Below are 25,990 nucleotides of genomic sequence, written 5' to 3' on the forward strand. Positions count from 1 at the left end.
AGTTCGTTGACATGTCTGAGTCCTCATCGCAATTCGAAAAAAGAAAACAAGATCATATTCGAATCGCACTAGACCCTCGCTCACAAGCAGAGGGTCTTTCAGGCCTCGACAAGGTACAACTTACTCATGAAGCGCTTCCAAATATGAATTTTGAAGAGGTCGATTCGTCGACCTCTTTTTTTTCGACTAAGCTTTCTGCTCCTTTCTTTATTAGCTCCATGACTGCCGGTCATGAGCAGGCTCCTGAAATCAATGCTCGCTTGGCACGATTGAGTGCTGAAAAACAAATCCTGATGGGCGTTGGTTCTCAACGTCGCGAATTGGCTGATTCAGAAGCTCGTAATGAGTGGAAAGAAGTCCGTAAGCAGGCGCCTCGGGCATTGCTGATGGGAAATCTGGGAATTGCCCAGATTATTCGAACTCCAGCAGATCAAGTTCAAGCATTGGTTGAATCTTTAGAGGCCGTAGGCCTTTTCATCCACTTGAATCCACTTCAGGAATGTCTACAGCCTGAGGGGACGCCGGAGTTCCGTGGTGGCTATGAGGCCATCGAAAAGCTCACCAAAAAACTTTCAATCCCAGTCATTGTCAAAGAAGTGGGCTGTGGTTTTTCCCAGGACACGCTTAAACGGCTCTATAGCCTGGGAATTCATGCTGTGGACGTGAGCGGCCTTGGTGGTACTCATTGGGGTCGTGTTGAGGGATATCGTTCTTCTGAAGAAGAGCTTTTATTCCAGGTGGCGAAGACTTTTGAAAACTGGGGTCTTTCGACAGTCCAAAGTTTACTGAACGCTAAAGAAATCAGTGAAAAAATCCCAGTATGGGCTTCTGGAGGCGTGCGCGACGGTCTGCAAACTGCTAAGTTGTTGGCAATGGGTGCAGATCTGGTAGGCATTGCTCAGCCATGGCTCAAAGCAGCTTTAGAAAATGAGAAAGCTGTCGCAGAATTGTATGAGAAATTGCTACTTGAGGTGAAGATCGCCATGTTCTGTACAGGTGTGCAAAATGTGGGTGACTTCAAAACAAAGAGGGTTTGGAAATGGCACGAACACTAAGTGATATTTTTAAAGGCTTCTCGAAACTCACACGTCGTGAGCGCTTGAACGCGCTTGCTGAAACCGGCGTGCTTGAAACCCGTGATATTGATTTTCTTGAAAAGGGCGGTCTGAAGGACACAACCCTTGGTGAAAAGTTCATCGAAAATGTGATTGGTTATTTCCAAGTGCCACTTGGAGTTGCTACGAACTTCCGTATCGATGGCAAAGACTATGCAATCCCAATGGCCGTTGAAGAGACCTCGATTGTTGCTGCTGCCAGCAAGACCGCAAAATGGATCCGCGACTCTGGCGAGATCACCACAGAAGTAGTGGGTGCCGAGATCATCGGTCAGATCCAGTGCGCGCACGTCGCGGACTATATCGCTTTTGAAAAAGTTCTTTTGTCTCAAAAAAGTTATCTGATTGAAATTTCAAACCGCGAAGTGGCTTTCGGGCTTGTTCGTCGTGGTGGTGGTGTAACGGATATTTCTGTTCGCCGTGTACCTCGTGGTGATGGCACTGATATGGCCGTTGTGCATGTGATGATGAATCCTTGCGATGCCATGGGTGCAAACATCATCAATCAAGTGTGTGAATACTTGAAAGAGCCGATCGAGCAATTTACTGGTGAAAAAGTCACGATGTGCATTCTTTCAAACTTAGTGGACACAAAGATCACACGTTCCGTAGTGGTATTGAATGACATTGAGCCAGAGCTTGCGCAAAAAATTGAAGAAGCTTCTTTGTTTGCGCAGCAAGATCCATATCGTGCAGCAACTAATAACAAAGGCGTTTTGAACGGTATTGACCCTATTTTGATTGCGACTGGCAATGACTGGCGCGCGGTTGAAGCGGGAATTCATGCTTATGCTGCTCGTGATGGCCAGTATCGCTCGATCACTAAATGGAAACGTGACGGCACGAAGCTTGTCGGTGTGTTTGAAGCTCCGTTGATCGTGGGTACTGTTGGTGGTGTAACTACGTTGCATCCAACGGCTGCGATGTGCATGAAAATGCTCGGCGTTGAGTCTGCGAATGAATTGTCTCGTATTATTGCCTCTGTAGGTCTTGTGCAAAACTTGGGCGCTTTGAAAGCTCTAACGACAGTTGGAATTATCGAAGGTCACATGAAGTTACACATTAAGAACCTCACTTTAGGTGCGGGCGCAGAAGAACGCGAGATTCCAATTGTGCAAAAGAAGTTGGAAGAGATCTTGGCGATTCGCAAGCGTATTTCATTGAGCAACGCGATCGACGTTCTAAAAGAGTTGCGCGCTTCTCAGCAGCAATCTCAGTAACCAAGGAGCTTGATTGTCTTCCTTGGTCCTTTCGGTTCCCGGAAAAAGCTTTTTAGCAGGTGAGTACTTGGCCCTCAAAGGAGGTCCGAGTCTCATCTTTGCTTCAAAACCTCGTTTTGAACTTGTTGCTAGCAAAGGCAGTGGGAAAGTTGAAGGATTTCACCCAGAGTCTCCAGCGGGAAAACTCATTCGTGATCATCAGGATTTTTTTAGTCAGCAAGACTTAAGATTTGTAGATCCTCATGCCGGCCGCGGAGGCTGGGGCGCTTCGACGGCTCAGTTTTTGACGGCCTTTGTGTTAAATGAATGGCGTGAATCCTGCGAGCTTGAAACTTTGAAGTCTTTAAGTATTTCTCGACTTCTGGAGTCTTATTGGAAATACGCGTGGGATGGTCAAGGCCAGCGCCCGAGTGGTTCGGACTTAGTGGCTCAGTATAAGGGCTCTTTGACCTTGTTTGAAAAGCGTACGGGGATTGTCGCGGTTCACGGTTGGACTTTTGCCGATATTGATTTTGCGTTGATTCCAACAAACCACAAGCTTGCGACCCATGAACATCTGAAAGTTCTTCCGGATTTTGATGAGTCTACTATTGAACAGGCAATGAGTGTGATTCGGTCTGCTATGCAAGCAAGTGACAGTGCCGAGTTTGTAAAAGGAATTCGTACGAATGCTCAGGCATTAGCAGATTTGGGTTTGGTGGCTAGCCACACTAAAGACCTTTGCAAAGAGCTTTTGCAAAAGCCTGGCGTCCTTGCAGCTAAAGGTTGCGGCGCTATGGGGAATGATGTTGTTTTAGTCGTCTATGAGAAGTCTCATCAAAAAGACTTCAAAGATTTTGTCAGTTCTAAAGATTTGACCCACGGTTTAGAGATTCAAGTGAAGGAATAGTTATGACATCGATTTTGGCTTCGGCCCCTTCCAATATTGCGTTAATCAAGTACATGGGGAAAATCCAAACCCAGGGCAATCTGCCGACGAACGCTTCTTTGTCCTATACCTTAGATCATCTTCGTACGTTCGTGCGATTGACTCCGCAGGTAGGCAGCCAAGACACTTGGTCAGCTTTAGATGGTGATGAGTACGAACCAATGCGTTTGTCTGATAAAGGACGTGAACGTTTCTTGGCGCATCTGAAAATGTTAAAAACGAAGTGGGGCGTTGAGCAGAGCTTCATGGTCGAATCTGCAAATAACTTTCCTTCCGACTGTGGCCTTGCAAGTTCTGCATCTAGCTTCGCGGCTCTGACTATGGCAGCGGCCCAGATGTTTCAGCAGATTAATCCTCAACCTTGGGGCGCAGATCTTAAGCAGCTATCCAGTCTGAGCCGTCAAGGATCGGGATCTTCGTGTCGTTCTCTTTATACTCCTTGGGCTTTGTGGGCACAGGAATATGCGGAACCTCTTGAGTTTCCGTACAAGAAATTTCACCATCAAGTCATCATTGTTGAAGACTCTAAAAAAGAGGTCTCTTCAAGTGAGGCTCATAAACTTGTGGCGCAAAGTTCTTTATTTCCGGGACGGATTGAACGAGCTGAAAAAAGACTACAAGAACTGACGGCTTCGATGAAGTCGCAGGACTGGAAGAAAAGTTTTGAAATCGTGTGGGCTGAGTTTTGGGATATGCATGCTTTGTTTGCAACCTGTGCTCCGCCATTTATGTATATGACTGCGGGTTCTCAGAAAGTTCTCGAAGAAATTCTGCAATTCTGGAAACAGCAGGGCGACGGCCCTTTGGTGACTATGGATGCAGGAGCGAATGTACATTTCTTATGGCGCGAGGATCAAAAAGAAATGGCCCAAGCTCAAGAAAATCATTGGCAGCAGCTCTTTAGAGTGATTTCCTCAACGTAGCTTATGAAAACATACTCAACTCAAGTACCTGGTAAGTGGATTTTGGCTGGCGAGCACGCTGTGTTGCGTGGAGTGCCGGCATTGGTATTTCCGCTACGTTCCAGAGTTTTGGATCTAAGTTATGTTTGCACCACAGGTGCAAAAACGCTGAATTTGTATTTGCAAGGTGATCATGGCGAAGAATTGCAGCTTCTTGTTTGGGGTGTGATTGAACGTGCATGTGATCTAAAGAAAATGGACCGAACTTCATTGGTTGGCGATTTGACTATTAAAAGCTCTATTCCTGTCGGTGCGGGGATGGGGGCATCGGCGGCTTTGTGTGTTGCGCTGACCAAGTGGCTGAATTTTTTAGATCTTGTTGATGAAGCAGAAATGTTTGAGTTCGCGCGCACATTGGAGAACCTTTTCCATGGCGAGAGCAGCGGTGTTGATATCGCCGTGTCACTGAGTGGCCAGGGGCTTCATTTTGAACGCCAAGGCACGCGTCGTGTGCTGGAGCTGCAGTGGACTCCGCATTGGTACATTTCCTACTCAGGCAAACGTGGTGTGACTTTAGAGTGTGTGAACAAGGTTAAAGAACTCATCGCACAAAATACCGTTTTGGGTGCTGCGATTGATGAGCAAATGAAAATGGCCGTAATGACTTGCGAGCAAGCCCTAACTCAGCCTGATGAGAAAATGGGGCTCGAGCTTTTGAAGCAAGGTATTGAAAGTGCCGGTGAAGTTTTTGAAAGATGGGGCCTTACAGAAGGCGCTCCGAAAACTCATATGGAACTTCTTAAAAAATCCGGGGCGATTGCCGTAAAGCCAACGGGCTCTGGCGGCGGCGGTTATGTTTTAAGTTTGTGGATGACTCCGCCTCCTGCGGAACTTCTGCCTCAGCTCATTCCTTGCTAATACGGGCGCTCCAAAAGGTTAGTCTTTTAAGCTCTCCACAACTTCGACACGAGCGGATTCGCACTCTTTCATATCTTCAAAGAAATAAGCGTTTGCACCGTCTTTACGAATGCAAGTCCCCATGGCCTCTTCAAGAGGAGAAGGCAAGTTTGGGTCCTTTCGGCATTGATCATAACTTTGCAAAACTTCTTGCGATACTTTGTGAAACTTAAAGCACTTCGAGACATCATCGACGGGTTCGGTCTTGGTCGTTTTTCGAAGGTGAGTGAAGAGGTATTTTTCCTTAAAATCATCCCCTTTGGTTTTGGCAAAAACGGGTGCGCTCAGGGAAAGAATAGAGAGTAAAACAATAGTTTTCATAGACCTATTTTGGCCAAACCTACGGCGTAGGGTCACGTCAAAAAATGCTCCGGTCCCAGAGCGCCGCGCTGTGCTTTGGCGGGATGTGCAAAGTCTACATTTTCGGCCCCGAATAAACTCTTTTCTATAGACATTTGCGGTCACTTCTATAGCATCCCCGACATGGCAGATATCAGTGAAGTCTATCAAATTCTTGGCGTGGATCCTCAAAGAGCGAATGAACTAGCTCTTGAAGGTTTGCAAGAAGCCAAAGACCAAAATCAAAAAGACAGCCTCAATTGGGTACGCGCTTATGCTTTGGTTGAAATGAAAGAGTTCGCTGAGGCTCGCCTTATTTGGAGTGACATCTTTATTCGTGATGGCTCTCACAAGGCCCTTCATCAAGTAGGCTTTGTTGTTCGTAGTGAGGGCAATTTGAAAAAAGCTCTGGAGCTCTTTAAAGAAGAAACCCTATTGATTGATAAGTCCGATGTGGTTGCTGTGGCCGCGAACCTTTATGAGCTTTGCTATTGCAGCTTCCTTCTAGGAGATCTTGAAGGGGCTTGGGAGTATTTTAAAGAGTACCAAAGCCTTGAGTTTAACGAAGTCGACATTATCGAAAGAGCTTGTTTCTTTAGATTAAAGGGCGACCTTCTGTCTAAGAGTGACGCTTTCTCTGCACGAGCTGCTTACCAAAAAAGCCGCGAACTCTTCATCAAAGCCGGTGATGTTACTGGCGCCGCTGAAGTCGATCAGCGAATCGCCGAAGCCTTATCCTAAAAACTATTGCTAGTTATGTTGAGCGCAAAAGGTCTGGAATAGATCGGCGCAGTAGCTTTTGTGTTGGCCAGAGTCCCGCTACGACCGAAGTCAGTGTTGGTAAAATCAGAGCCCCCAAGTAATGTAAGGGCAGAATGCTTAAGTATACTAACACCGGTCTTGTCATCCCAGGAGCCGATGGCAACACGATGCCATTTGCAAAAACGGTTTTGTTTAATAGGATTGCAAGCAAAATTCCCAGTGTTCCGCCGATAATTCCTAAAAAGAAGTTTTCCACCAGCAAAATACTGAGCAAACGCTTTCGAGACTCGCCATTGGCGCGTAAGGCTCCGACTTCACCAGCGCGCTCTAGCATGGACATCGAGATCGAGTTGAAGATGCCAAGTCCAACAACCAACAAAATGATAATACGGATAAAGTTAAACTGACTTGAAAGGAAATCCACCGAGTTTTGATAATAAACTTTGTCTAGAACCTCAAAAGAAATAGGGTCCAGTTTGCCATCTTGTTTTTGGATATCGTTTGCAACAGTGGACCATTCTGCGGTTTCTTCAAGGCCAAGTGAAAACATCTCTACACGATCGGTGTTCAAGAGTTGTTGGGCCATCTTCAGTGAAATTCGGAAGAAAGTGTCATCAATACTTTTTTTGCCGATATGAAAAATACCAGCGACTACAAGGTCGGCACCGTTAACTTGGCCGTCGACTGTTTGATTAAGGACGGTGACGTAGTCTCCGGCGTGAACGCCGAGGGATTCCGCAAGGCCTTTTCCAAGAATGATTGAATCGTCACTTTGGATATCGTGACCTTCAATGAAGTTCATTTTGTTAAAGAACTTGTTTTCGCGTTCAGCGACGATACCTTCGCCCTTGCCACCTAGATTTACGCCTTTGTTCACGAGAAGTGCAAAGAGGGAAATGCGGGGAAAGACATCTAAAACGCCAGGAATGTTTTTTAGTTTCTGTTCTACTTCTGCTGGTTTCTCGTGCCACATTTTCCAGGGCTTTTCGTGAACATGGCTATAGTAGCCCGATTGAAAGACCTGGCCATGACCATAATATCCATGAATGGTTTTTTCGCGGTATTCAGAAAGGATTCCGGTGTTGAACCCCTGATATGTCAGCAAGCTTGTTGCCCCTAGAGTGATCGTCAGAATATTGAACAAAGTACGACGGCGATTGCGGAACAAATTACGCCAAGAGATTTTCAACAAAGAGTTCATCGGGTCTCCGACGTGGTAAAGAGGCCGTCTTTCATGTGATAGATATTACGGGCATACTGAACCAGTCGCGCGTCGTGAGTTGAAAAGACAAAGCTGGTTTTTTCTACACGTTGCAATTCTTGAAAAGCTTTAATCGTGCGCTCGGCAGTGTCTGAATCCAGGCTCGCCGTTGGTTCATCGGCGATCACGACATCAGGAGTTTTCGAGATCGCACGCGCAATGGCAACGCGTTGACGTTGTCCACCAGAGAGCTGCCCCGGGAATTTGTCAGCGTGATCCGCCATTCCTAAGAGGTCTAAGGCCCCTAAAGCTTTTGTGCGGGTCTGCTGGGCGCTGAAACCCAAAAGAGGTAAGAAGTAAGAGGTGTTCTCTAAGACCGTCATTGTGGGAACCAGATAGAAAGATTGGAAGACAAAGCCGATTTTTTTCAGACGCACCTTTTCGCGGATGGACTCAGAAGCTTTCGAGAAGTCTTCACCATCAAAGATCAAACGTCCCGAACTTGGATTTTCAATCAAGCCCATCAAATTTAGCAGCGTTGTCTTGCCGGTGCCGCTAGGGCCGACAAAACAGGTGAAACAGCCACGATCCAATGTAATGTCGATACCTTTTAAAACTGGTACCTGAGAATTATTCCAGGCATAGGAATACTGCAATTGTTGAATGTTATAAAGGGGCCCGCTCACTGTGGGCCCTTCATGCCAAGTCTTTTTGCTAGAATATCAAGAGTGAACAGTGGAGCCATCAAAGTGAAAGCTGCTGAGTGTTTTGGTGATTTCATCGCAGCAGGAGCTTTGCCTTCGATCCAGTGACCGATAAACTGCAAAAGCCAGCCAATAAAAAACACACCTGCGTAGATAGCAAGCGGGTAAGGTTGGGTTTGGCCCACAGAGATCACTAGCGCATAAATAAGTGCGAACTCTGCTGTAATTGCTAAACAATAGAACCATCCAAGTCGGGCATAGACGATGGTGTATGTCGCGATGAATGGAATAGCTAGATTCAGGTGAATGCTCGCGTCCGGCCAGCGCAGTAAGCTTAGAAAAGACAGAATGCCAAAGGCAATGCAAGGCACGCCGATCTCATGCAAGAGGATATTAATAGGATTCTCGTGGCTCTCGCTATAAAGATTTAGCCAGTAGCGGGCTTTTTTAGGATCGACAGCCATAATTACCTCGTACTTCTACCAATCATACTTACTAAGATGCGACGCGGGCCTTTAAATGGATTCCGTCCGTGCATCATCAGAAGATTATCAAGAATTAAAACATCGCCCTTTTTCCAGCGGAAGGATTTTGTGTTCTGGTCAATGGCATTCGAGATGTCGATCTTGTCTTCATCTGAAATGATACTACCGTCGCCATAAAATGCATCAAAAACTTCGCGGAATATCTTTTTATAAAGACGAATCACGTGCACGAAGAAAGGGCCGAAGTTTCGAGCGTGAATCAAATAGTAATGAACGTTGTTGAACCAAACAGTGTCTTTGGTGACTGGGTGAACAAGAGTGGCTGGCAGACGAATACGCGTTTCAACGGCGCCGTTTTCTTTCCAAGTATACTCTTGGCCAAGGTGCTTGCACGATTCTTCGACTTGCTCTCTTGATTCGGTTCCGTAAGAACGTTGCCAAGTAGACATACCAAAGATCGAGTTGAGTTTTTCAAGCCAGCGTTTCATAGGGGTTAATGGCGAAAGCTCGCGAACATAAAGAACCCCACGTTCTTCAATTTTTTTACGAACGGCCGGGGAAACCGAGTTCAAAACTGCTCTGGTGTCAGCGATCGGAGTCTCGCCACCAATTTGAGGCTCGACATCGCAATAGAACAGAATTTGGCTTGGGAATTCCTTCAAGTAAACCATCTCGCTGTGCATAGAGATCTTCATGTAGTTTGGGGCATTTGTCGCAGTAAAGACTTTAGCAGCGACTTCGGATCTAGGAGAGATACCGCCTTCATACGTTAAAAGGCCGGCTTCTCCTGCGAGGATGCGAGTGACTTCACCGAATTTCTCGGGAGTATCAATAGGGAATCCGCGCAAAAGGATCGCCCCATGCTTGATCAAGTCTGCATGGAGGGTTTCGGAGCGCTCTTTAAGCGACTCGAAAAAAGCTTCTGAAGACTGGGCAGAGAGACCGTCTCCGCCCCCGTCGATGATCTTCATACTAGACTCCGACGTTCGTTGCGAATCGCTTGCAGAGTGGTCACAAGATGATCAACGTCTTTGTGAGAGTTATAGTAGTGAATTGCTACGCGCAACTGACCGCGACGGATCGTGATGTGAATGCCTTTTTTAATAAGCTCACGCTGATAAAAGTGAGGGTCATCGACTTCGATACCAAGAATACCACTGCGGCTGTTTTTGTCAGCAGAAGTAGCGCTAGCACGGTAAGTTGCGAGTTTGAAATCAGTTTTTTGAAGCTTGGTAACCAAGTCATCAGAAAGCTCTAAGATTCGCTCAGAGATTCTTTCAGGAGACAATCTAAGAGCCGCTTCCGCTGCCGCTTGAACTGCAACCATAACTGTTGTCGGCATAGAACCAAGTTCTAGTGCCGAAGGTTCTCTGCGGTACTCAGGGTTCTCAACATCAAGGTCCCATGGATTCGTGACACTTCTCCAGCCAACGATTGGCCATGTTACTGATTTCCAGTAGTCTTCCGCTGCTGCGAATACTGTAACACCAAGACCTGCACCCAGCCACTTGTGGCAAGATGCTGTCATAGCAGTAATACCAACCTCGTCAAAACGAATTGGGAATGCGCCTAAGGCTTGAGTCGCGTTCACAAAGAATAAAATTCCACGAGCAGCTAACTCTCTTCCAAGACGGGCAATATCTTGACGATAGCCAGTGCCGAATTGAATCACGCTCGTCATAACAGCGGCAGTATCAGGTGTAATTGCCGCTAAGATTTTTTCTACTGGCAAGAGACCTTTATCTGATTGGATAAAGCGTGGTTTGAAACCATGGTGTTTCCACGGAAGAACAGATGCTGTAAACTCATCTTCTGGCATAATAACTTCGCGCTTTGCGGTTTTTTGCAATGCGGTCATTGCCATGATGTTCACGCCAAAGCTTGTGCTCGGCAAGAATGCAAGATTCAATGGCTTTGTTCCGATGAGTTGAGCGAGAGATCTGCGAGCGCTGTCAGCTGTGCTGTAGAAGCGACCATCGCCAATACCACCACGAGTCGTCATAAGACGAGTCTCATGACTAACAGCTTGTTCGACTTCGTCACGATACGGAGTCATCGCAGCGTTCATGAAGTAAGTCTGCTCTTGGGTGATCGGGAAGTGTTTTCTCTCTTCGTCCCAGTTCACTTCGGCCTGCGCTGTTGTCACAGTTTTAGGGGGATCAAAATACATACGCGCGTCGGCAGTGATAGCGCCGTCGTTAATACTTACTTTGTAGTCGGCAACCAAAACGCGCGGGTCGCTTTGTGCAGCTCTAACTGTTTTTAAGTCGAGCTCAAAACGGACGTTTTTGGGATCCAAGATCGGCTCAGAAGACGAAAGGGTGATTTTACCAGCCCAAACATTGGCTGTCTTTTTTGATAAGCCCAATAGTAAGTGCCCATGGATAATACCCAGCTGCCCAATCATTTCAAGGATCAGGCTCTTGTTCAGGCACGTGGTGCTGGCATGAACTTCACGGCTGTTAACTTTAGCGTTAAAACCAATGCGTGCGCCATGAACGTCAACTTCTGAAAAGTCGAAACTCTCTTCGACGTAGTTGAGTCTTTCTTCTTTATTCAGGTCTCTGGCTGGAAGCTTTTCGACCTTCGCGAGTCCCGCAAATGAACCTTCAGCCAAAGAGAAGCGGTAAGCAAGCTCATTCTCGGTTTCGCTTTCCAATGTGACTGTACCAACGAATTGTTTTTTTCCGATAGGCTTATAGAACGCCAGCTCAAGATCTTTGAGATAGATCGGTCCACCAGCATGCAATGCACACAGGGACTTTAGAATCTCAGAACCGATAAAAGCGGTGACATAGTAAGGTTCACCCGGAGCGATATCGCGCGGCTCGACTTCGATTTGCGCCGTAAGTGACGTCTCATTTTTCTGAGACTGGATAATATTGTAATGTTCGCGTTTACGACCAGACAACAATGCAGGTGATGCGACCGGAAGAACCTCTTCAAAAGAGTAATTGCGTGATAGTTTGAAATTTAAATTCGTGCTCATAAATTATGACCTTGCTAATGTTAAAATTGATTTTTCGAGTGCCGCCATGTCGCGTGCGCCGCTCATAGAGAACAACAAACGCGTTTTTGAATCTTCGTCAGCCCAATGAGCTGTCAAAGCGGGGATACCCGGTAGGTTGATTTGTAGATCGAGAACACGGGCGTCAAAGAATGAGGCAGGAACGGCTTCTGCTCCGGTCAGGCGGCATCCGAGGAGCGAAAGGTCCTCGAGTTCCACCGTCACGGTCTCATTCAGAGAGGCTTTAAGTCCCGGTGTTTGCACACGGGTAATTTGTCGACGATCGGTTTTGATAAAGGACTCTAGTTCCGGAATGGTCACACCAGGAATTTGCCCAAGCGAGCTGTCCGTAAGGAAAGCTTGGTAGAGCGCAAGCACGGTGTCGCGTCTTTCAAGATTTAATAAATGGTCTCCGTCCTTCACTAAAACAAAGGTTCCGTTTGGAAGGCTTTGTTGGACGAGCTCTGCATTTTCCTGCGGCAGAGTAAAGTGGTCATGCTCGCCAGTGAAAACGAGGGCCGGGCACTCGATGCGTGCGGTAAGGCGTTCAGCGCGGAAAATACGCTGACAGTTTTGGCGATAGCAAACGAAAGCAAGATCATCCATATTCAGGAGCTCTTCCTGAAATGCAGTCAGATAGCGATCAGAAATCCCTGTACTTGCGCGTTTGCTGTAGTTAATCAAATTCACAACAACACCGTGAGCAAAGCGTTCACGCTGACCTAAATCGAGTGCGCGGAAAGTTTCATGCAAAAGCGTTTCAAAGCTTGAGCGAAGTTTCGGAGTCGCGCCGCCAAGAATAAGTTTTTCGACAAGTTGCGGGTAGAGTCTTGCAAAATGAAACGCAATCGCAGAGCCATAAGAAAGTCCCACTGGAATAACTTGCTTTACTTCGTGAGCAATGAAGAACTCACCAAGAAGATTTCCAAGATCTTGAAACTCTGCATCTGGAAGAAGTTGGCGATTGCTTCCTTGTGAAGGAAGATCCAGCAACAACACCGGGCGATCAGCCGAGAAAAGCTCGGCTTCTTTGCGGAAGGAGCGGAAGTTTTGAAACGCACCGCCAAGAAGTATAAGCGGAGTTTTGTTCCGCACACCTTCGTCAGCAAACGCGAGGTATTCTACGCGAGCACCTGTTTTCGATGTCCAAACAGTCGGTGCTTCGGCGAGTCTAGATTTTTTAAACTGAGAAATATTCAGAATCATTTTGTGACCTCCGCAAAGTCTTGCCAACTGTAGTTGCAAGGAAGGGGCCAATTGAGAGCGAATGTAGAGCGAGTGATTTTGGTGAAATTATATTTTGTATTCGATCGGTACCATCATTGGTGTCAAAATAATAGACAGTGTTTTTGTGGCTGCGATTATACGAGTTTCACTCACAAAAAATCGGAACAACGTAGGAACGTCAATTCAGAATTTTACTCATGTAACGCAAAATGCGAGGAGTGTTTGGAATATCGTCAGTGAATGTCCCGAGTAGGACTCTGAGAATAGTGGGCGGAAACAAGGCTCGGCCCGTGTTATTCAAGACTATTTTTGAGTGGCGTTTCGATAGCTGTAAAGCGCAATGCTGGCAGCAACTGTCGCGTTCAAAGACTCTACGGTTCCAGTGTTGATTTTGAGCTTCATCAAGCCCTTCATGTCTTTCAGGCCCGAGCCTTCTTCGCCGACAAGTAGGCGCATGTTCTTAGGCCACTTAAACTGAGCGATGTCGCTTCCGACCATATCAAGCGCATAGATCTCGCCACCTGAAAAGCTTTGAAGGTTGCCACCACGAGAGATCGGCATGTGCAAGACCGCACCCGCAGATGCCTTCACAACCTTCGGAGAGAATGGGAAAGCTGCTTCTTCGCTAAGAACAACGCGACTTGCGCCAAACGCAAGGGCTGAGCGAATGACAGCACCAAGGTTACCTGGATCGCCAAGCGGGCAAATTAGTTCTAGTCCTGTAGGCTGTGTATCTTTGTTGAAGCTAGAGATTTCAGGAAGTGTCAAAAGCAAGAGGTTGTAATGTGTGCCGACAAAGTCGATCTCGTTAAAAAGACCCTTTGCCAACTTGAATGTGGATCTTGCGCCAGCAAGCCCCGTTGGATGAAGGTCTTCCCTCACGATTTCGGCTTGAACAGGGAACCGTTTTTGCAAATCTTTGTTAGCGGTAAATTCTTGAATCAGCTTTTCGCCCATCAGGAAAAACGCGCCAGCCTTGCGAATGCCTTTCGCTGTATCGAGATTTTTCCAGTTTTTAAAAAGCTCATTCGAGGCAGATGTAATTTCAGTCATTATAGAACTCCACCTTGTTTCGGCGCAGTGACGCCGAAAGTGCTCCATCTGCGTTTTTCTTCGCCAGACAACTCATCCATCAAAAGTTCTTCGCCTTCATCCTCTTCAGGAAGTGGCGCGTGCTTGATCTTTTCGAAAATTACTAAGCGACGCTGGTGCGGAGTCTCAGGCAGAGAGTAAGGAATATCTTTTTTTAGTTGGTAATACTGGCCGTACTCTTTCAAAGCCATCGGGATCTCTGGATCCACTCCAGGACCTTTCATGAAGTACACGCAACCACCAAGCTGCAAGCAATTCAAAACATTGCCAAGTGTATTGCGGATATCTTCCACGGCGCGAGTAATAACGCCATTCACAGGATAGACGAAGTGCTTGTTGATATTGCGCCCGACGATGTCGAGTTCTTGCAAGTTCATTTCTTCGCGGACGTGTTTCAAGAACTCTACACGGCGTTGAACGCCCTCTGCCAAGATGATTTTCTTATTGGGATAACGAATTTTGAGTGGAATGCCTGGGAAGCCCGGACCAGTCCCTACGTCCATCAGAGGAAATTTTAAGTCGACCAAGTCTGCTACGATCATGCAATCAATGTAGTGTTTGATAGCGATGTCGCGAAGTTTGAGCAGGCGGGTGAAGTTTTCTTTTTCTTGGTTCTCCATGAGCAGGCGATAGAAATGGGCCAGCTTCATGCGCTCTTCGTGACTGCACTGAAAGCCATGATTGCGGAAAATATCAGCAAGACGGTCGTTCGCTTCGTTAATGCTGTAAATGGATTCAGGCTTTTTGTGTTTGCCGTGAAGGGCTTTGGGCGCCTCTACTGGAGCTTTCGCGCCAAGGGCTTTGTTACGAGCTTCTTGACGGGCCTTATAGGGGCTGTAGTTGGTTTTATTTTTGTGCGCCATGGTCATAGTAGGTCGCCTTTTTGGGCGCTTCCGTCAAGCAAAATTATGCATCACGTTAGTGCGCTAAATCGTTGAAAATACTATAGGGTTCAGACATACAATGGAGCCTATGTCACAGACTAAACTTGATGCGATTAAAGATAGCGCCTTAACTCAATTTAAAGCCGCGACGAATACCAAAGCTCTCTACGATCTGAAGGTTCAGTTCCTCGGAAAGAACGGAAGCCTGACTGAGATCATGAAGGACATGGCAAGTCTTCCGAAAGAGGAAAAGCCTCTTTTTGGAAAAAAGGTAAATGAAGTGAAGAGCCTGCTAGAGCAGGTTTACACCGAAACCGAAGAGGCTCTGAAGAAAGCCGAAATCGAAGGCAAGATGGCGAGTGAAGAACTCGATCTAACTTTGCCAAGCTATACTCGTATGGCGGGGAATCAACACCCTGTCTACAAAGTCAGCGAAGAGATTTTTGCCATCATGGCCCGTATTGGTTACAGCGTACGCACAGGCCCACTCATTGAAAAAGATTATTACAACTTTGAAGCTCTGAACATTCCAGCGGATCACCCAGCGCGTGATATGCAAGATACATTCTTCATTGATCCGACTCACGTTTTGAGAACGCACACAAGCCCGATTCAAATTCATTCACTTGAGAGTGAAAAACCACCTCTCAGAATCGTCGGTACAGGTCCTGTGTTCCGTTGTGATAGCGATATTTCCCACTTGCCGAACTTCCATCAGATCGAAGGCATGTGCGTGGATCGCAAAGTTTCTATGGCAGATTTGAAAGGCACGATTAGTTTCTTCGTGCGTGAGTTCTTTGGTCCTGGATTGAAAACTCGTTTCCGTCCAAGCTTCTTCCCGTTCACAGAGCCTTCTGCAGAAGTGGATTGCTCTTGCCCAATCTGTAAAGGCAAAGGCTGCAGTCTTTGCAAGCAAACAGGTTGGATCGAGATCGGCGGTTGTGGCTTGATCAATCCAAAAGTTTTCCATAACGCCAAGATCGCTTACCCTGAGTGGCAAGGTTTTGCGTTTGGATTTGGTATCGAGCGTATGGGTATTATCAAATACGGCATCGATGATATTCGTTTATTCCCTGAAAATGATGTTCGTTTCGTAAGGCAGTTTTTACCATGAAGATCAGTCTAAAGTGGCTTCAAGATTTTGTTGATATCAATGACTACATGAAAAAGCCCGATGAGTTGGGAGAACTTCTCACTCGCGCAGGGCTTGAAGTGGAAGAAACCATCAATCGTGCAAAAGATTATCAGCATGTCGTGGTAGGTTTGATTCTTGAAAAAGACAAACACCCGAATGCAGATAAACTTTCTTTGTGCAAAGTAACTACGGGCGAAGGTGTTGTTCACCAAATCGTCTGTGGAGCTCAGAACCACAAAGCAAATGACCGCGTGATCGTGGCTTTGCCAGGTGCGGTTCTTCCTGGGAATTTTGTTATCAAGAAAGCGAAAGTCCGCGACGTAGAATCTGGCGGAATGCTTTGCTCTTACAAAGAGCTGGGGCTTGCAAAAGAGAGCGACGGGATCGCGATTTTGCCAACCGATGCTCCGGTCGGAAAATCTTTTGCGGAGTTCGGTGGTTATGACGATGTGATCTTTGAGCTTAAAGTTACTCCGAACCGCGCAGACTGTCTCAGTCACTATGGTTTGGCTCGCGAGATCGCATGCGTCTTGGGACGTGAGTTGAAGCCGCTTTCTAGCAAATTGGTTTTGTCTGGCGATTCAACGAAAAAACAAATTGGTCTTGAGGTGAAGAACTCAGATCTTTGCCCTCGTTACGCGGGCCGATTTGTAAAAGGCGTGCGAGTTCAAGCAAGTCCTGAGTGGTTGGTAAAACGTCTTGAAGCTGTTGGTTTGAATTCAATCAACAATGTGGTGGACGTGACGAACTACGTGATGATGGAACTTGGTCAGCCGCTTCATGCATTTGATGCGAAATTTATTGAAGGTTCAAAAATTGTTGTCAGCCAAGCTCAAGCCGGCGAAAAGTTCAAAACTTTGGATGGCACGGAAGTGACTCTGAAGGGTTCAGAGCTGATGATCCGCGATGCCAATCGCCCTGTTGCGATGGCGGGTGTTGTTGGTGGTCAGAATTCTGGCGTGAGCGAGACAACGACAGATATCTTTATTGAAGCTGCTTACTTCTTACCGATGGCTGTGCGTAAAGCTTCGCGTGGTCACGGGATTGAAACAGATTCTGCGTACCGCTTCAGCCGTGGTGTGGATCCAGATGGCACTGTTCGTGCGATGGACCGTGCTGCAGATTTGATCGTGCAACTTGCGGGCGGAACTGCGTTTGGTGATCACCACGACTTTTATCCAAATCCTGTGAAGAAAAATCCTATCGAGATCGCGGTACAAACTGTCAGCGATCGTATGGGTTACGTAGCAGATGAAGCGAAATTTGCCGATTACATGCGCCGCTTGGGATGCCAAGTGACGGGTGGATCTGGCAAGTACAGCATTTTGCCTCCGACCTTCCGGTTTGACCTTGAGCAAGACATGGATTTGGTTGAAGAGTACGCAAGACTTCATGGCTATGAAAACATCCCAGAGAGTCTTCCTGTTTTTGCCGAGAATCCGGCAATCCACGATAAGACCTTCATGTTAAACATGAAGCTTTCGCAAATGTTGCGTGGCCAGGGTTTCTCTCAGGCTTTCAACTATGCTTTTGTGGGCGGGCAAACTCAGAGAAAATTCTTGGGTGGCATCGAAGCTTTGAAAGCGGCGGGCTTCCCAGTTTCTGATAGAAGTATCCAGGTGTTGAATCCATTAAATGAAGAAATGGATACAATGAGAAGTTCGCTTTCAACAGCGCTTTTCAAAAACCTTACGAACAACTTCCATCAGGGAAATCATCTGGGGCGTTTGTACGAAATCGGCCAATGTTTCTATCGCGACGGTGATCTGTACAAAGAAAACACTCGTATGGCGCTCATGGCTTGGGGACATAGTACGAATCTTTGGAATCAAACTGCGACTCATCCTTTAGTGTTTGAAGTTAAAGCAGCGGTTGAAGTTTTATTGAAGAATATGAACATCAATTCTTACACCTGGGTTGTGCCAACGGATAAAGGCGAAGTGCCAGCGTTTATGCATCGCGGGCAATTTGCTCAACTCGTAGTTGAAGGCAAAAAAGTGGGTTACATCGGGACTCTTCATCCGGTTCTTTTGGATGACAATAAGATCCGTGTTCCTGCAGCCATGGGTGAGTTTGATATGGATCAGCTCTACAAAGGACAGCCAAGACCTTACCGTTTTGAAAGCTTGTCGAAATTCCCAGCAGTCGAGCGTGATTTTGCGTTGGTGATGGCGAAAAATATCAAGGTGGGCGAAGTCGTTAAAGAGATCCGTAAACAAGGTGGGGGCATCCTCACCAATGTGGATGTCTTTGACGTGTACGAAGGTGATAAGTTGGAAGCGGGTAAGAAGTCCGTGGCTCTACGCCTTACTTTCCAAGATAAAAATGCCACACTGCAAGATAATCAAGTTGTAGAGGTAAGTAATAAGATTTTAGAGTCTTTGAAGAAGCAATTTGCGTTAACAATGAGATAAATTCTTGATTGTTTTCAAAGACTTGTTAGCCTTAAAAAGTATTTAAGTTTAAGAAATGATTCCAAGGAGTGGGTTTCTGTATGGCAGGCCAAAATTTAGGTAAATCAACTGTGACAAAGGCCGATATTGTTGAAAAGGTCTATCAGAAGATTGGTTTCTCAAAGAAAGAAGCTTCTGAGTTGGTAGAGTTGGTATTTGACACTCTTAAAGACGTTTTACAAAACGGTGAAAAAGTTAAGATCTCTGGCTTTGGGAACTTCGTCGTGCGTGGCAAGAATGAGCGCATCGGACGTAACCCTCAAACTGGCGATCAAATCACAATCAGTGCTCGTCACGTTCTTACTTTCCGCCCCAGCCAAGTGCTGAAGGCAATGCTCAACGGTGAGGAGTACGCACATCTCAAGGACGATGACGATGATGACGACAACTAGTCACGAAATTGAACTGGGTGGAAACGATCAGTTAGAACTTCAATTGGGCGATGAGCACGTTGAAGCTTCAGCACCTATCGATACACCTGAAAATCCTCTGACAAGCTCAGAGCCTATTTCTCTTCCAGCGGCTCTTTGTGATGACAAGCTTCTCGAGGAGATCAATTCCATTCCTGATAAAATGGGTTTTAAAATCGGGGATGTCGCTGACATGTTGGGAATCAAACAATATGTTCTCAGATACTGGGAAACTGAGTTTGATCTTTTGAAACCTAAAAAAGCTTCTAACAACCAACGTATGTACACTCGTAAAGACGTTGAAAATGCCTTCTTGATCCGTAAGCTTTTGCACAGAGATCGCTTTTCGATCGAAGGTGCGCGCAATGCTTTGAAAGAATTGAAAGCTCACGTGAAAAAAGAGAAGGACTACTCACAAGTGGTTCATCGCTTGGACAATGTTCATGACCGTCTCGAGGACTTGGTCATGGATATTAGAAAAGCCCGTCAATTATTTAAGTAGAAACTGTTTTATAATTCCAAATCCTTCGTTGTTCGTCGTTGCTGTACGCTATGTACAGCCGCCTCCTCTCGCCTTGGCTTTGGACTTAAAAAACAGTTTCTAACAATAATCTTATAGGAAATTCGGCGTGAGAAATCTTGTCGCTCTATTAATGAGTCTTCCGCTTTTTTCATTGGCAGATGATGCCCGGTGGGTTTCGGACTCTGCGGATACCCTCAATTTTAAATTTGGAATTATGCAGCCATCTTTACGGTTTGGTACCGACAGCTCCGTGGGGAATGAGGACTCGCCCGTTGATTACTCTCCGGGGCCTCTTTCCAAAAACTTTGTTTCCCTGAGTTATCGTAATCTCGGAGCATATCTTTCCTGGAGTAATAAACAATCCGCCGATAACGTCGAGTCTTACGGGGATTCCAGAGGCGTTGATTTTCAGCTAAATTTCTTCGGCAAGAAAATTACTCAGCAGTATTTTTATCAAGCTTATCAGGGCTACTACATCAGTAACACCTTGGCGATTGACCCAAGTTACCCGGCACCCAATTACATGCATTTACCCGAGATGAAGACCCAGCACTATGGTGCAAACTTCATTTATAATTTTCAACCCGAGCGATATTCAATGAGCGTTGCTTACGACCAAGCTGGACATCAAAAAGAAAGTGGCGGTGCTTGGTTGGCAGCGTTAGGGCTGCATAGTCATCGTTTTAGTTCCGACGGGCTTTTGCCGGTCGATGTCTCTGCAGATTATGGAGAGCTCGCGAATCTGCAATCTGGAAGATTGTCGCAGGCAAGCCTATCTGGCGGCGGCGGTTACAATTGGGTCTTTGGAAAGAATTGGTACATGGGCGGCCAGTTACTTTTCGGTTATGGCTGGGCCAATCAAAGTTTTGAAACTGCAGAGGCTATCTACAACCGCTATGCTTCAGTAGTTGCGACAAGCGCGATTGTGGGGATGGGCTACAACGGCGAAAAGCATTACTTTGTAATTCAGGGGACCACAGATAGCTACACCTATAGTCTGCCGAGTATGGACCTTCAAATTACTTCGAATCAGTCTTGGGTGCATTACGGCTATCGTTTCGGTGGAGTGGATATTCCCTTCCTAAATCCGATTTCTGCGTGGCTTGATTAGTGTTCTAGATCTTTTGCTGACTTCGAAGCCAAAAGCTATAGATCAAAGCGCCAAGACAAACGAAACCAACAGATCCTACAACAAGATACTGGAAGTCCGAAGTTTTTGGGATGAGTGTGCCAGCACCAAACAACAACAACGTTGCAACTCCGGTTAAAGCACTCGCAAACCCATTGACCTGACCACGAACCTCCGGATTGATATGCGTTTGGCGAATTTGCATTTCTCCAAGGCTAAATCCATAAAGGCCAATGCGCGAAATAAGAATCGCAACCAAAAACCCAACCTGTCCCCAAAGTGACTGATAAGCAAAGAAACAAACTAGTCCAAGCAAAAGCACGCAGCTTTGGAAAATAATCAAAACCTGTGAGGCCTTTGGTAGTCCTTTTTTCTTTACAACGAGTGGAAATACAAAGGTCGCGGCAAGTCCGAAGAAAGCCCCAGCTCCGCGAAAGATCCCGATGGCCCATTCAGGAAGCTGCCAAGCATCCTTCAAATATCCCGAGAGAAGAACGCCATGAGGGCTTAAAACGGACAACCAGAGGCACGCATAAGCAATGGCAACAAGGGCCACGGGTTCTTTGAAGAATGCGCGCCATCCACTTGTTAACTTGTGCCACAAAGATTCTTTGGTTTCGGCCGCTGCAATTATCTGTTTGTTAACCAGATCAGGACGTTCTTGAAAGATCGAGCGCAGTAATCCAAGTTCGGGGAAGAATGACAGAACATTCCACAGCGCGACCAAAAAGAAACCGGTCAAATATGTAGGTTGGTCGATAAGAAGCAAAAGGCCCGCAAGGACGGGGGCAGTGACCTCTGTAAAGAGGTCTACTTGTTGAAGGCGGCTGTTAAATTGCGACAGGTCTTGCGGCTGAAGACTCGATGGTACCAGGTCACTCGAGATCGCAATATCCATGAACGACGAGCCGCTACTGCTTAGAAGCCCGCCAAGGACCAGAAACACAAACATCATAGATGAGGTTGAGTCGCTCCATAAATTTCCAGATGAGTTTAGAATTGAAAGATAGGTTATGGAACTCGTGCCGATTAAAACACCTGCGAGTTGCAGAAAGATGCCGAGATTTGCGGTCTTCTGACGGCTCATGCGATCTATTAAGGACGCTACTTTCGGAAGCAATAGAACATTTAAGAGCTTTACCAAGAAATAGTAAAGTGCAGCGATGCGAATCTGGTCAGGAAAAATTTTAAGCAAAATCAAGGGAACAGCAAAATCCCAGGCTTGATCTCCAGAGCGGGTCAGAAGGCGCCCTAGAAGAAGTTTTCGTGGCAAAGTAAGTTTCATAAAAAAAGATGTAACACCAATCGTGTCAGAAAGCATAAATTCTTTAACATCCGCGGGGCATTAAGGGCGTTAAAATAGAAAGATGAATATTCTCTTAGCCCTGCTTATGGTGGTGCCCTTGTATGCGGCAGAAAAGCCGTGGAGATTCTGCGTGGCTCTTCCTCATGCGAAGGACCGTTATTGGTGGGCTGTAGCTTATGGACTTAAAGATGAGGCGGAAAAGAAGAATGTGAAAATCGAAATTTTACTGGCGGACGGTTATAGCTTCCTGGAGCAACAGAAGAAGCAGATTCTGCAATGTAAGACCGAAAATTTTGATGCTATCATTTTGGGCGGGATTTCCCGCGATGGACTTGCGAGCGTTTTGGAAGAGGTGCGCGTCGCTAATATACCAGTTGTTGACCTTGTGAATGGCGTGAATTCCTCAGCTGTCGTTGCTAAATCCACGGTGAATTATCTGAAAGTGACGGATAAGATTTTCGACTTCATCCTGCAACATGCAAAAACCAATAAGGTGCCAATGCCTATCAGCATTGTCGTGTTTCCAGGACCGAAAGGGGCCGGCTGGTCGGAAGATACCTATGCTGGTTTTCGTGCAAAAATGAAAAATAAAAATGTGCGGATCTCATTTGGTGGATTCGATGATACGGGTATTTATCAGCAGATGAGTTTGGTACGGGGTTTTTTTGTCGAAAAAGTGCATGCAGACTATATTGTCGCCAACGGGGTCGCTGCATTGGCAGCGAGTAGACTTTTCGAGTTTAAAAAAATCAAACGAGCTCCATACATCATTTCGACCTATGAAACAGACGAAATCGTTGCTGCAGTCAAAGAGGGCAAGATTCTTGCGACATCCACAGAGAAACCTGTGACTCTGGCGCGAAAGAGTATTGATCTGGCCATTGAAGCAGTTGAAAAGAAACTGAGTCAGAGCCAATTTCAACGCGAGCTTGACGTCCAAACCAAAGAAAGTCTTGAGAACAGCAACCTTGAAGAGTCTCTTCCAAAAAGTGGTTTCTTCTTTGATTCCAACATATTGAAACCTAGCAAGAATAAGAAATAGCTCTGGAACCTCAGTCGACTTATATTATTTCGAGTCTTCTCGATAAGCTTTATATAGTTTCGAGTATTCCTTGGACGATTTCACTTTTTCTAAAGCCTGTTGCCAGCGTAATACTTCTTCATCTGGAACATCCTTACTGACAACGAAATAAAGCGGTGAGTCCGTCACCTTCACAGGAGTTTGCTCTAGCAAGCTTGGAGAGTAGTTTGACTTTTTCAGCCAGTAAGCAACACCTAAATCTGTTTCTCCGATGGCCAAATCACAACGACCATGAATTGCCTTAAGGTAACTTCCTTCAGGATTGGACCCGACGTCGAGATTCTTAAAACCTGCCTTTTTTAAAGTGGTATAGACCAATCCCATGTTTCGGCAGCAAATGCTTCCGACTTTTTTTGCATCTTCCAGACTCTTGATTTGTAAATGACTGTCTTTTCTTTTGTAGAAGTGAATCGCTTGATCACCAATAGGACCGATCCACTTGTACAGCGATTTGCGTTCTGGCGTCATAATGAATGAAAAGAATAGAACGCGGGTGCCTTTATTCAAAGTATTCATGCCGCGAGACTCGGGCAGGATGTCGATTTTATAGTTTACGTCCAATTCCTTCATCACAAGCTTCATGACTTCCGTCGCAAAGCCTTTGATCTCACCGTTTTCGCTGTAATTAAAAGGAGGCCATTCCTCGGTTATTACTTTTAACCGGGGTGAAGCGGTCACCTCAGAAGCAGGTGACGCTTGAGTTATCAAAAGCAAGGTCAGTAGCGACCCTATGAACAGCTTGGCCTTCACTAAACACCCTTTCGCGGCTTTCCTAGGCGCCTTGATCCATAGTTTACTTTGTCTCAGATCGAGGGGTTGTTCCAGTTACAGAGAATTCCACGCGCCTTCAGCATAGAATATGTCAGGTGCCACGGATATCAAAAGAAAGTGGTCGAAAACTCTACAGAGCACAGACCTAAGGAGTGTTTAGATAACTAACGTTTATTGGGGATACTTCAGACCGCGAGGCCACCAGCAGGGCGGCGGAGTGCAGTCGCTTATTTTGCCGTTCTTAAGGCAGACAGCCCCTTGTAGAACCGTTTCCATGCGACATTGGTTGGAAGGATAGGTATTTGGAATAAACTCTGTAGCTTCCGGAGAAACGAAGTTTAAAACCACGGGCTCGTAAGATTCGTATCCCCATTTCTGCAAGAAACGGAAGGACTCGAAACCCGCTTGCAGAGAAAGCTCGCAACTCTTATGGCCTTCGCAAGCTTGAGCCACGTCCTTCGACGTTGAGGGCTGATAGGCCGGGTACTCTTGCAGGAAGCGGTCGGTACAGCGAAGTGCCGCAAACAAATCCGAGACACCTTCTGTAGAGACATTTTCGCCTCGTTCATTGGTCTGCTTTGGTTCTCCACCGACAAGATGTCCAAGTTCGTGACAGAAAGTATAAGCCAGGATCGCGGGCGTTAAACCCGGAGCTCTTAAGAAACCTCCCCAGACTGCGATGACCAAGCCTTCAGGTTTATAGCGTGCATTTGCAGAGTAGAAAGGGTTGTCCCATTGAAGATCGATTAAAAGTTCACGGTCATTTTTTGGGAAGCTTTTTTTGGCGAAAGTTAGAAAGTCGTTACGAATTTCTTGCGCGAATTCGAGTGTCATTCCAGACATTGGCAATTGGCTACCGGCGGGCAGTTCGAAAAACCCGCGCTTTATATGCGGGGCTACGTCAGGATCATTTTGTGGATTCACGAGAGTCGCAGCCATCGCGCTTAATGCAATCCAAAAAATGAAAAGTCCTACCAGGTGTTTCATAGGAAATAAGTATCATTTTTGGGGTTTTCTTAGGGGGATCTCTGCATATTTTGAAATAATTTCTGCGCGTATTTGGTCATAGTGTCATACTTTAAGACACTTGTTTCTATCCAGTAGTAGGGCAAAAAAAAAGACCCGGTCTTATGAGGCCGGGTCTTTACAACATTCATAGAACGAAAAACTAGTTTTGCTGACAAGTAGAGTAGCTGTTACCTTGTGCCATGCACTCAGTGATTTGTTCAGCAGCTGCAGATTTTGCGCAATAGTCCCAAGCTTGTGAGTAGTTGATGCCAGGATGCGCTTTGATGATTTCAGAGATGTTGCAAGCTTTTTCAGCTGTGCGGCACATTTGCTGAGCAAGGTCACGGTTTCCGTGAGCTTTAGGCATCATTTCAGATACGCAGTTTGCGAATGCAGAATTAGCAAGAACCAATACGAATGAAAAAATAATTGTTTTCATGGGGTCTCCTTTGTCTATGGCGATTCGATATCAATCGCTTATGGTGATGTCTATGCACGACACCAGAAGCTGAGAAATGAATGCTCCCCGATGTTACATTTTGCGGGATTACTCCTCATGCATAGTTCCGTTTTGTTCCCTCTTCCATTCGGTGAGGTGAATCGTCGACGAAATCGTCAAGTGCCTGTTTATTCTTGCAAATGCCTCCTGTTGCTCTAAAAAAGCAACATGCTGGATTTTTCAATTCTCAATTCTTCGTTTTTAAACCCCACGTGGATCTCTGCGGTTTACGCATTTGTTTTGAGTTTCGTTTTAGGAACAGTGCTTGCCCTGAGTTACGTGAAAACCTTCCGCGGGCTGTCTTATTCACTCAATTTTTTGCATGGACTGGTATTGCTTCCAATTGTGATCGCAATTGCAATGCAAGCGATCGGTGACAACGTGGCGCGTGGGATCGGAATGATCGGGGCCTTGTCGTTGTTGCGCTTTCGTACCAATGTGAAAGATCCAAGAGACATGTTTTTTATTTTTGCGGCCTTAACCATCGGGCTATCTTGTGGAGTGCATGCTTACGGCATTGCGATTCTTGGAACCGGCAGTTTTATCGCAGCCCTGTTGGTTTTGCAGGGCACGACATTTACCGCGGGGCCTCAGTTTGATGGACTGCTGCGGTTAAATCTGTCACGTTTGTCAGAAGATCAGAAAGTTGTCGAAAACATTTTATCAGGGACCTGCCGGCATTTTGCTTTGGCCACGATTCGAGAGATGGGGCAGGGCGAACGTTTGGATTTCTCTTATCAAATTCGTTTAAAGCCGCAGACGAGTTCTGCGGACTTAGTTGAGGCTTTGGGTAAAATCCAAAGTGTTCGCGGACTCAACTTCATGAACCAAGAATCGGTGATTGAGGTGTAG

At 46.2% G+C, this 25,990-nt stretch carries 26 protein-coding genes; 13 read left to right on the forward strand and 13 right to left on the reverse strand.

Annotation, left to right across the window (positions count from 1 at the left end):
- Nucleotides 1-11 precede the first annotated feature (11 nt).
- Genes fni through ACLWBB_RS08480 form a run of 5 tightly spaced genes read left to right on the forward strand, consistent with a single transcriptional unit; the run spans nucleotide 12 to nucleotide 5,083 of the window.
- The gene (gene fni / locus ACLWBB_RS08460) at nucleotides 12-1,055 is read left to right on the forward strand and encodes a type 2 isopentenyl-diphosphate Delta-isomerase (RefSeq protein ID WP_413291188.1); all 1,044 of its coding nucleotides are present in this window, start codon (nucleotides 12-14) and stop codon (nucleotides 1,053-1,055) included.
- Nucleotides 1,034-2,335 carry a hydroxymethylglutaryl-CoA reductase, degradative gene (locus tag ACLWBB_RS08465; RefSeq protein WP_413291189.1) on the forward strand — a complete coding sequence of 434 codons (1,302 nt, stop codon included), beginning with the start codon at nucleotides 1,034-1,036 and terminating at the stop codon, nucleotides 2,333-2,335. The genes fni and ACLWBB_RS08465 overlap by 22 nt, the downstream gene beginning before the upstream one ends.
- A 13-nt stretch (nucleotides 2,336-2,348) precedes the next feature.
- Nucleotides 2,349-3,224, forward strand: coding sequence for a hypothetical protein (locus ACLWBB_RS08470; protein WP_413291190.1), 876 nt, complete (start codon nucleotides 2,349-2,351; stop codon nucleotides 3,222-3,224).
- Between the two features lie 2 nt (nucleotides 3,225-3,226).
- Nucleotides 3,227-4,186, forward strand: a complete 960-nt coding sequence (mvaD, locus tag ACLWBB_RS08475) for a diphosphomevalonate decarboxylase (RefSeq protein WP_413291191.1) — start codon at nucleotides 3,227-3,229, stop codon at nucleotides 4,184-4,186.
- A gap of 3 nt (nucleotides 4,187-4,189) precedes the next feature.
- Nucleotides 4,190-5,083 (forward strand): mevalonate kinase, encoded by an 894-nt coding sequence (locus ACLWBB_RS08480; RefSeq protein ID WP_413291192.1) that lies wholly within the window; start codon nucleotides 4,190-4,192, stop codon nucleotides 5,081-5,083.
- An 18-nt stretch (nucleotides 5,084-5,101) separates the two neighbouring features.
- Here the strand turns inward: ACLWBB_RS08480 and ACLWBB_RS08485 are convergent, their stop codons facing one another.
- Nucleotides 5,102-5,443, reverse strand: a complete 342-nt coding sequence (locus ACLWBB_RS08485; protein WP_413291193.1) for a hypothetical protein — start codon at nucleotides 5,441-5,443, stop codon at nucleotides 5,102-5,104.
- A 162-nt stretch (nucleotides 5,444-5,605) separates the two neighbouring features.
- Between ACLWBB_RS08485 and ACLWBB_RS08490 the strand changes: the two genes are divergently transcribed.
- Entirely contained in the window at nucleotides 5,606-6,202 is a 597-nt protein-coding gene (locus tag ACLWBB_RS08490; protein ID WP_413291194.1) for a hypothetical protein, read from the forward strand.
- A 13-nt stretch (nucleotides 6,203-6,215) separates the two neighbouring features.
- Here the strand turns inward: ACLWBB_RS08490 and ACLWBB_RS08495 are convergent, their stop codons facing one another.
- The 8 genes from ACLWBB_RS08495 to ACLWBB_RS08530 all read right to left on the reverse strand — a co-directional run bounded on the left by ACLWBB_RS08495 (nucleotide 6,216) and on the right by ACLWBB_RS08530 (nucleotide 14,802).
- Complete coding sequence (locus ACLWBB_RS08495) at nucleotides 6,216-7,424, reverse strand: ABC transporter permease (RefSeq protein WP_413291195.1); 1,209 nt, start codon at nucleotides 7,422-7,424, stop codon at nucleotides 6,216-6,218.
- Complete coding sequence (locus tag ACLWBB_RS08500) at nucleotides 7,421-8,110, reverse strand: ABC transporter ATP-binding protein (protein ID WP_413291196.1); 690 nt, start codon at nucleotides 8,108-8,110, stop codon at nucleotides 7,421-7,423. The genes ACLWBB_RS08495 and ACLWBB_RS08500 overlap by 4 nt, the downstream gene beginning before the upstream one ends.
- On the reverse strand, nucleotides 8,107-8,592 hold the full coding sequence (locus ACLWBB_RS08505; protein ID WP_413291197.1) for a DUF962 domain-containing protein: 486 nt from the start codon (nucleotides 8,590-8,592) through the stop codon (nucleotides 8,107-8,109). The genes ACLWBB_RS08500 and ACLWBB_RS08505 overlap by 4 nt, the downstream gene beginning before the upstream one ends.
- A 2-nt stretch (nucleotides 8,593-8,594) precedes the next feature.
- Nucleotides 8,595-9,584, reverse strand: coding sequence for a TauD/TfdA family dioxygenase (locus tag ACLWBB_RS08510; RefSeq protein WP_413291198.1), 990 nt, complete (start codon nucleotides 9,582-9,584; stop codon nucleotides 8,595-8,597).
- Entirely contained in the window at nucleotides 9,581-11,602 is a 2,022-nt protein-coding gene (locus ACLWBB_RS08515; RefSeq protein WP_413291199.1) for an aminotransferase class V-fold PLP-dependent enzyme, read from the reverse strand. Before ACLWBB_RS08515 ends, ACLWBB_RS08510 begins: the two co-directional genes overlap by 4 nt.
- 3 nt (nucleotides 11,603-11,605) lie before the next feature.
- On the reverse strand, nucleotides 11,606-12,826 hold the full coding sequence (locus ACLWBB_RS08520; protein WP_413291200.1) for an alpha/beta fold hydrolase: 1,221 nt from the start codon (nucleotides 12,824-12,826) through the stop codon (nucleotides 11,606-11,608).
- 324 nt (nucleotides 12,827-13,150) lie between these two features.
- Nucleotides 13,151-13,900 (reverse strand): TrmH family RNA methyltransferase, encoded by a 750-nt coding sequence (locus tag ACLWBB_RS08525; RefSeq protein WP_413291201.1) that lies wholly within the window; start codon nucleotides 13,898-13,900, stop codon nucleotides 13,151-13,153.
- The gene (locus ACLWBB_RS08530) at nucleotides 13,900-14,802 is read right to left on the reverse strand and encodes a 16S rRNA (guanine(527)-N(7))-methyltransferase RsmG (RefSeq protein ID WP_413291202.1); all 903 of its coding nucleotides are present in this window, start codon (nucleotides 14,800-14,802) and stop codon (nucleotides 13,900-13,902) included. Before ACLWBB_RS08530 ends, ACLWBB_RS08525 begins: the two co-directional genes overlap by 1 nt.
- A 109-nt stretch (nucleotides 14,803-14,911) precedes the next feature.
- Between ACLWBB_RS08530 and pheS the strand changes: the two genes are divergently transcribed.
- The 5 genes from pheS (at nucleotide 14,912) to ACLWBB_RS08555 (ending at nucleotide 20,455) form a co-directional block, all read left to right on the forward strand.
- Complete coding sequence (gene pheS / locus ACLWBB_RS08535; protein ID WP_413291203.1) at nucleotides 14,912-15,937, forward strand: phenylalanine--tRNA ligase subunit alpha; 1,026 nt, start codon at nucleotides 14,912-14,914, stop codon at nucleotides 15,935-15,937.
- The gene (pheT, locus tag ACLWBB_RS08540) at nucleotides 15,934-18,372 is read left to right on the forward strand and encodes a phenylalanine--tRNA ligase subunit beta (protein ID WP_413291204.1); all 2,439 of its coding nucleotides are present in this window, start codon (nucleotides 15,934-15,936) and stop codon (nucleotides 18,370-18,372) included. The genes pheS and pheT overlap by 4 nt, the downstream gene beginning before the upstream one ends.
- Nucleotides 18,373-18,482: 110 nt before the next feature.
- Nucleotides 18,483-18,803: an integration host factor subunit alpha gene (locus tag ACLWBB_RS08545; RefSeq protein WP_413291595.1), complete on the forward strand. Its 321-nt coding sequence runs from the start codon at nucleotides 18,483-18,485 to the stop codon at nucleotides 18,801-18,803.
- Nucleotides 18,787-19,323: a MerR family transcriptional regulator gene (locus ACLWBB_RS08550; protein WP_413291205.1), complete on the forward strand. Its 537-nt coding sequence runs from the start codon at nucleotides 18,787-18,789 to the stop codon at nucleotides 19,321-19,323. The genes ACLWBB_RS08545 and ACLWBB_RS08550 overlap by 17 nt, the downstream gene beginning before the upstream one ends.
- Before the next feature lie 127 nt (nucleotides 19,324-19,450).
- Nucleotides 19,451-20,455, forward strand: a complete 1,005-nt coding sequence (locus ACLWBB_RS08555; RefSeq protein ID WP_413291206.1) for a DUF4421 family protein — start codon at nucleotides 19,451-19,453, stop codon at nucleotides 20,453-20,455.
- Nucleotides 20,456-20,459: 4 nt separating this feature from the next.
- Here ACLWBB_RS08555 and ACLWBB_RS08560 read toward each other — a convergent pair whose 3' ends face one another.
- Nucleotides 20,460-21,758, reverse strand: coding sequence for an MFS transporter (locus ACLWBB_RS08560; protein WP_413291207.1), 1,299 nt, complete (start codon nucleotides 21,756-21,758; stop codon nucleotides 20,460-20,462).
- Nucleotides 21,759-21,840: 82 nt separating this feature from the next.
- Between ACLWBB_RS08560 and torT the strand changes: the two genes are divergently transcribed.
- Nucleotides 21,841-22,821 carry a TMAO reductase system periplasmic protein TorT gene (torT, locus tag ACLWBB_RS08565; RefSeq protein WP_413291208.1) on the forward strand — a complete coding sequence of 327 codons (981 nt, stop codon included), beginning with the start codon at nucleotides 21,841-21,843 and terminating at the stop codon, nucleotides 22,819-22,821.
- A 24-nt stretch (nucleotides 22,822-22,845) separates the two neighbouring features.
- Here the strand turns inward: torT and ACLWBB_RS08570 are convergent, their stop codons facing one another.
- The 3 genes from ACLWBB_RS08570 to ACLWBB_RS08580 form a co-directional block, all read right to left on the reverse strand.
- Nucleotides 22,846-23,538: a substrate-binding periplasmic protein gene (locus ACLWBB_RS08570; RefSeq protein WP_413291209.1), complete on the reverse strand. Its 693-nt coding sequence runs from the start codon at nucleotides 23,536-23,538 to the stop codon at nucleotides 22,846-22,848.
- 264 nt (nucleotides 23,539-23,802) lie between these two features.
- Complete coding sequence (locus ACLWBB_RS08575) at nucleotides 23,803-24,618, reverse strand: hypothetical protein (RefSeq protein WP_413291210.1); 816 nt, start codon at nucleotides 24,616-24,618, stop codon at nucleotides 23,803-23,805.
- Nucleotides 24,619-24,799: 181 nt separating this feature from the next.
- Nucleotides 24,800-25,078: a hypothetical protein gene (locus tag ACLWBB_RS08580; protein WP_413291211.1), complete on the reverse strand. Its 279-nt coding sequence runs from the start codon at nucleotides 25,076-25,078 to the stop codon at nucleotides 24,800-24,802.
- A gap of 228 nt (nucleotides 25,079-25,306) precedes the next feature.
- On the opposite strand from ACLWBB_RS08580, the gene ACLWBB_RS08585 reads away from it, so the two are divergent.
- Nucleotides 25,307-25,990 carry a DUF4956 domain-containing protein gene (locus ACLWBB_RS08585; protein ID WP_413291212.1) on the forward strand — a complete coding sequence of 228 codons (684 nt, stop codon included), beginning with the start codon at nucleotides 25,307-25,309 and terminating at the stop codon, nucleotides 25,988-25,990.

Origin of the sequence: Bdellovibrio sp. HCB337 (genome assembly GCF_047302465.1) — a bacterium.
GTDB lineage: Bacteria > Bdellovibrionota > Bdellovibrionia > Bdellovibrionales > Bdellovibrionaceae > JACMRP01.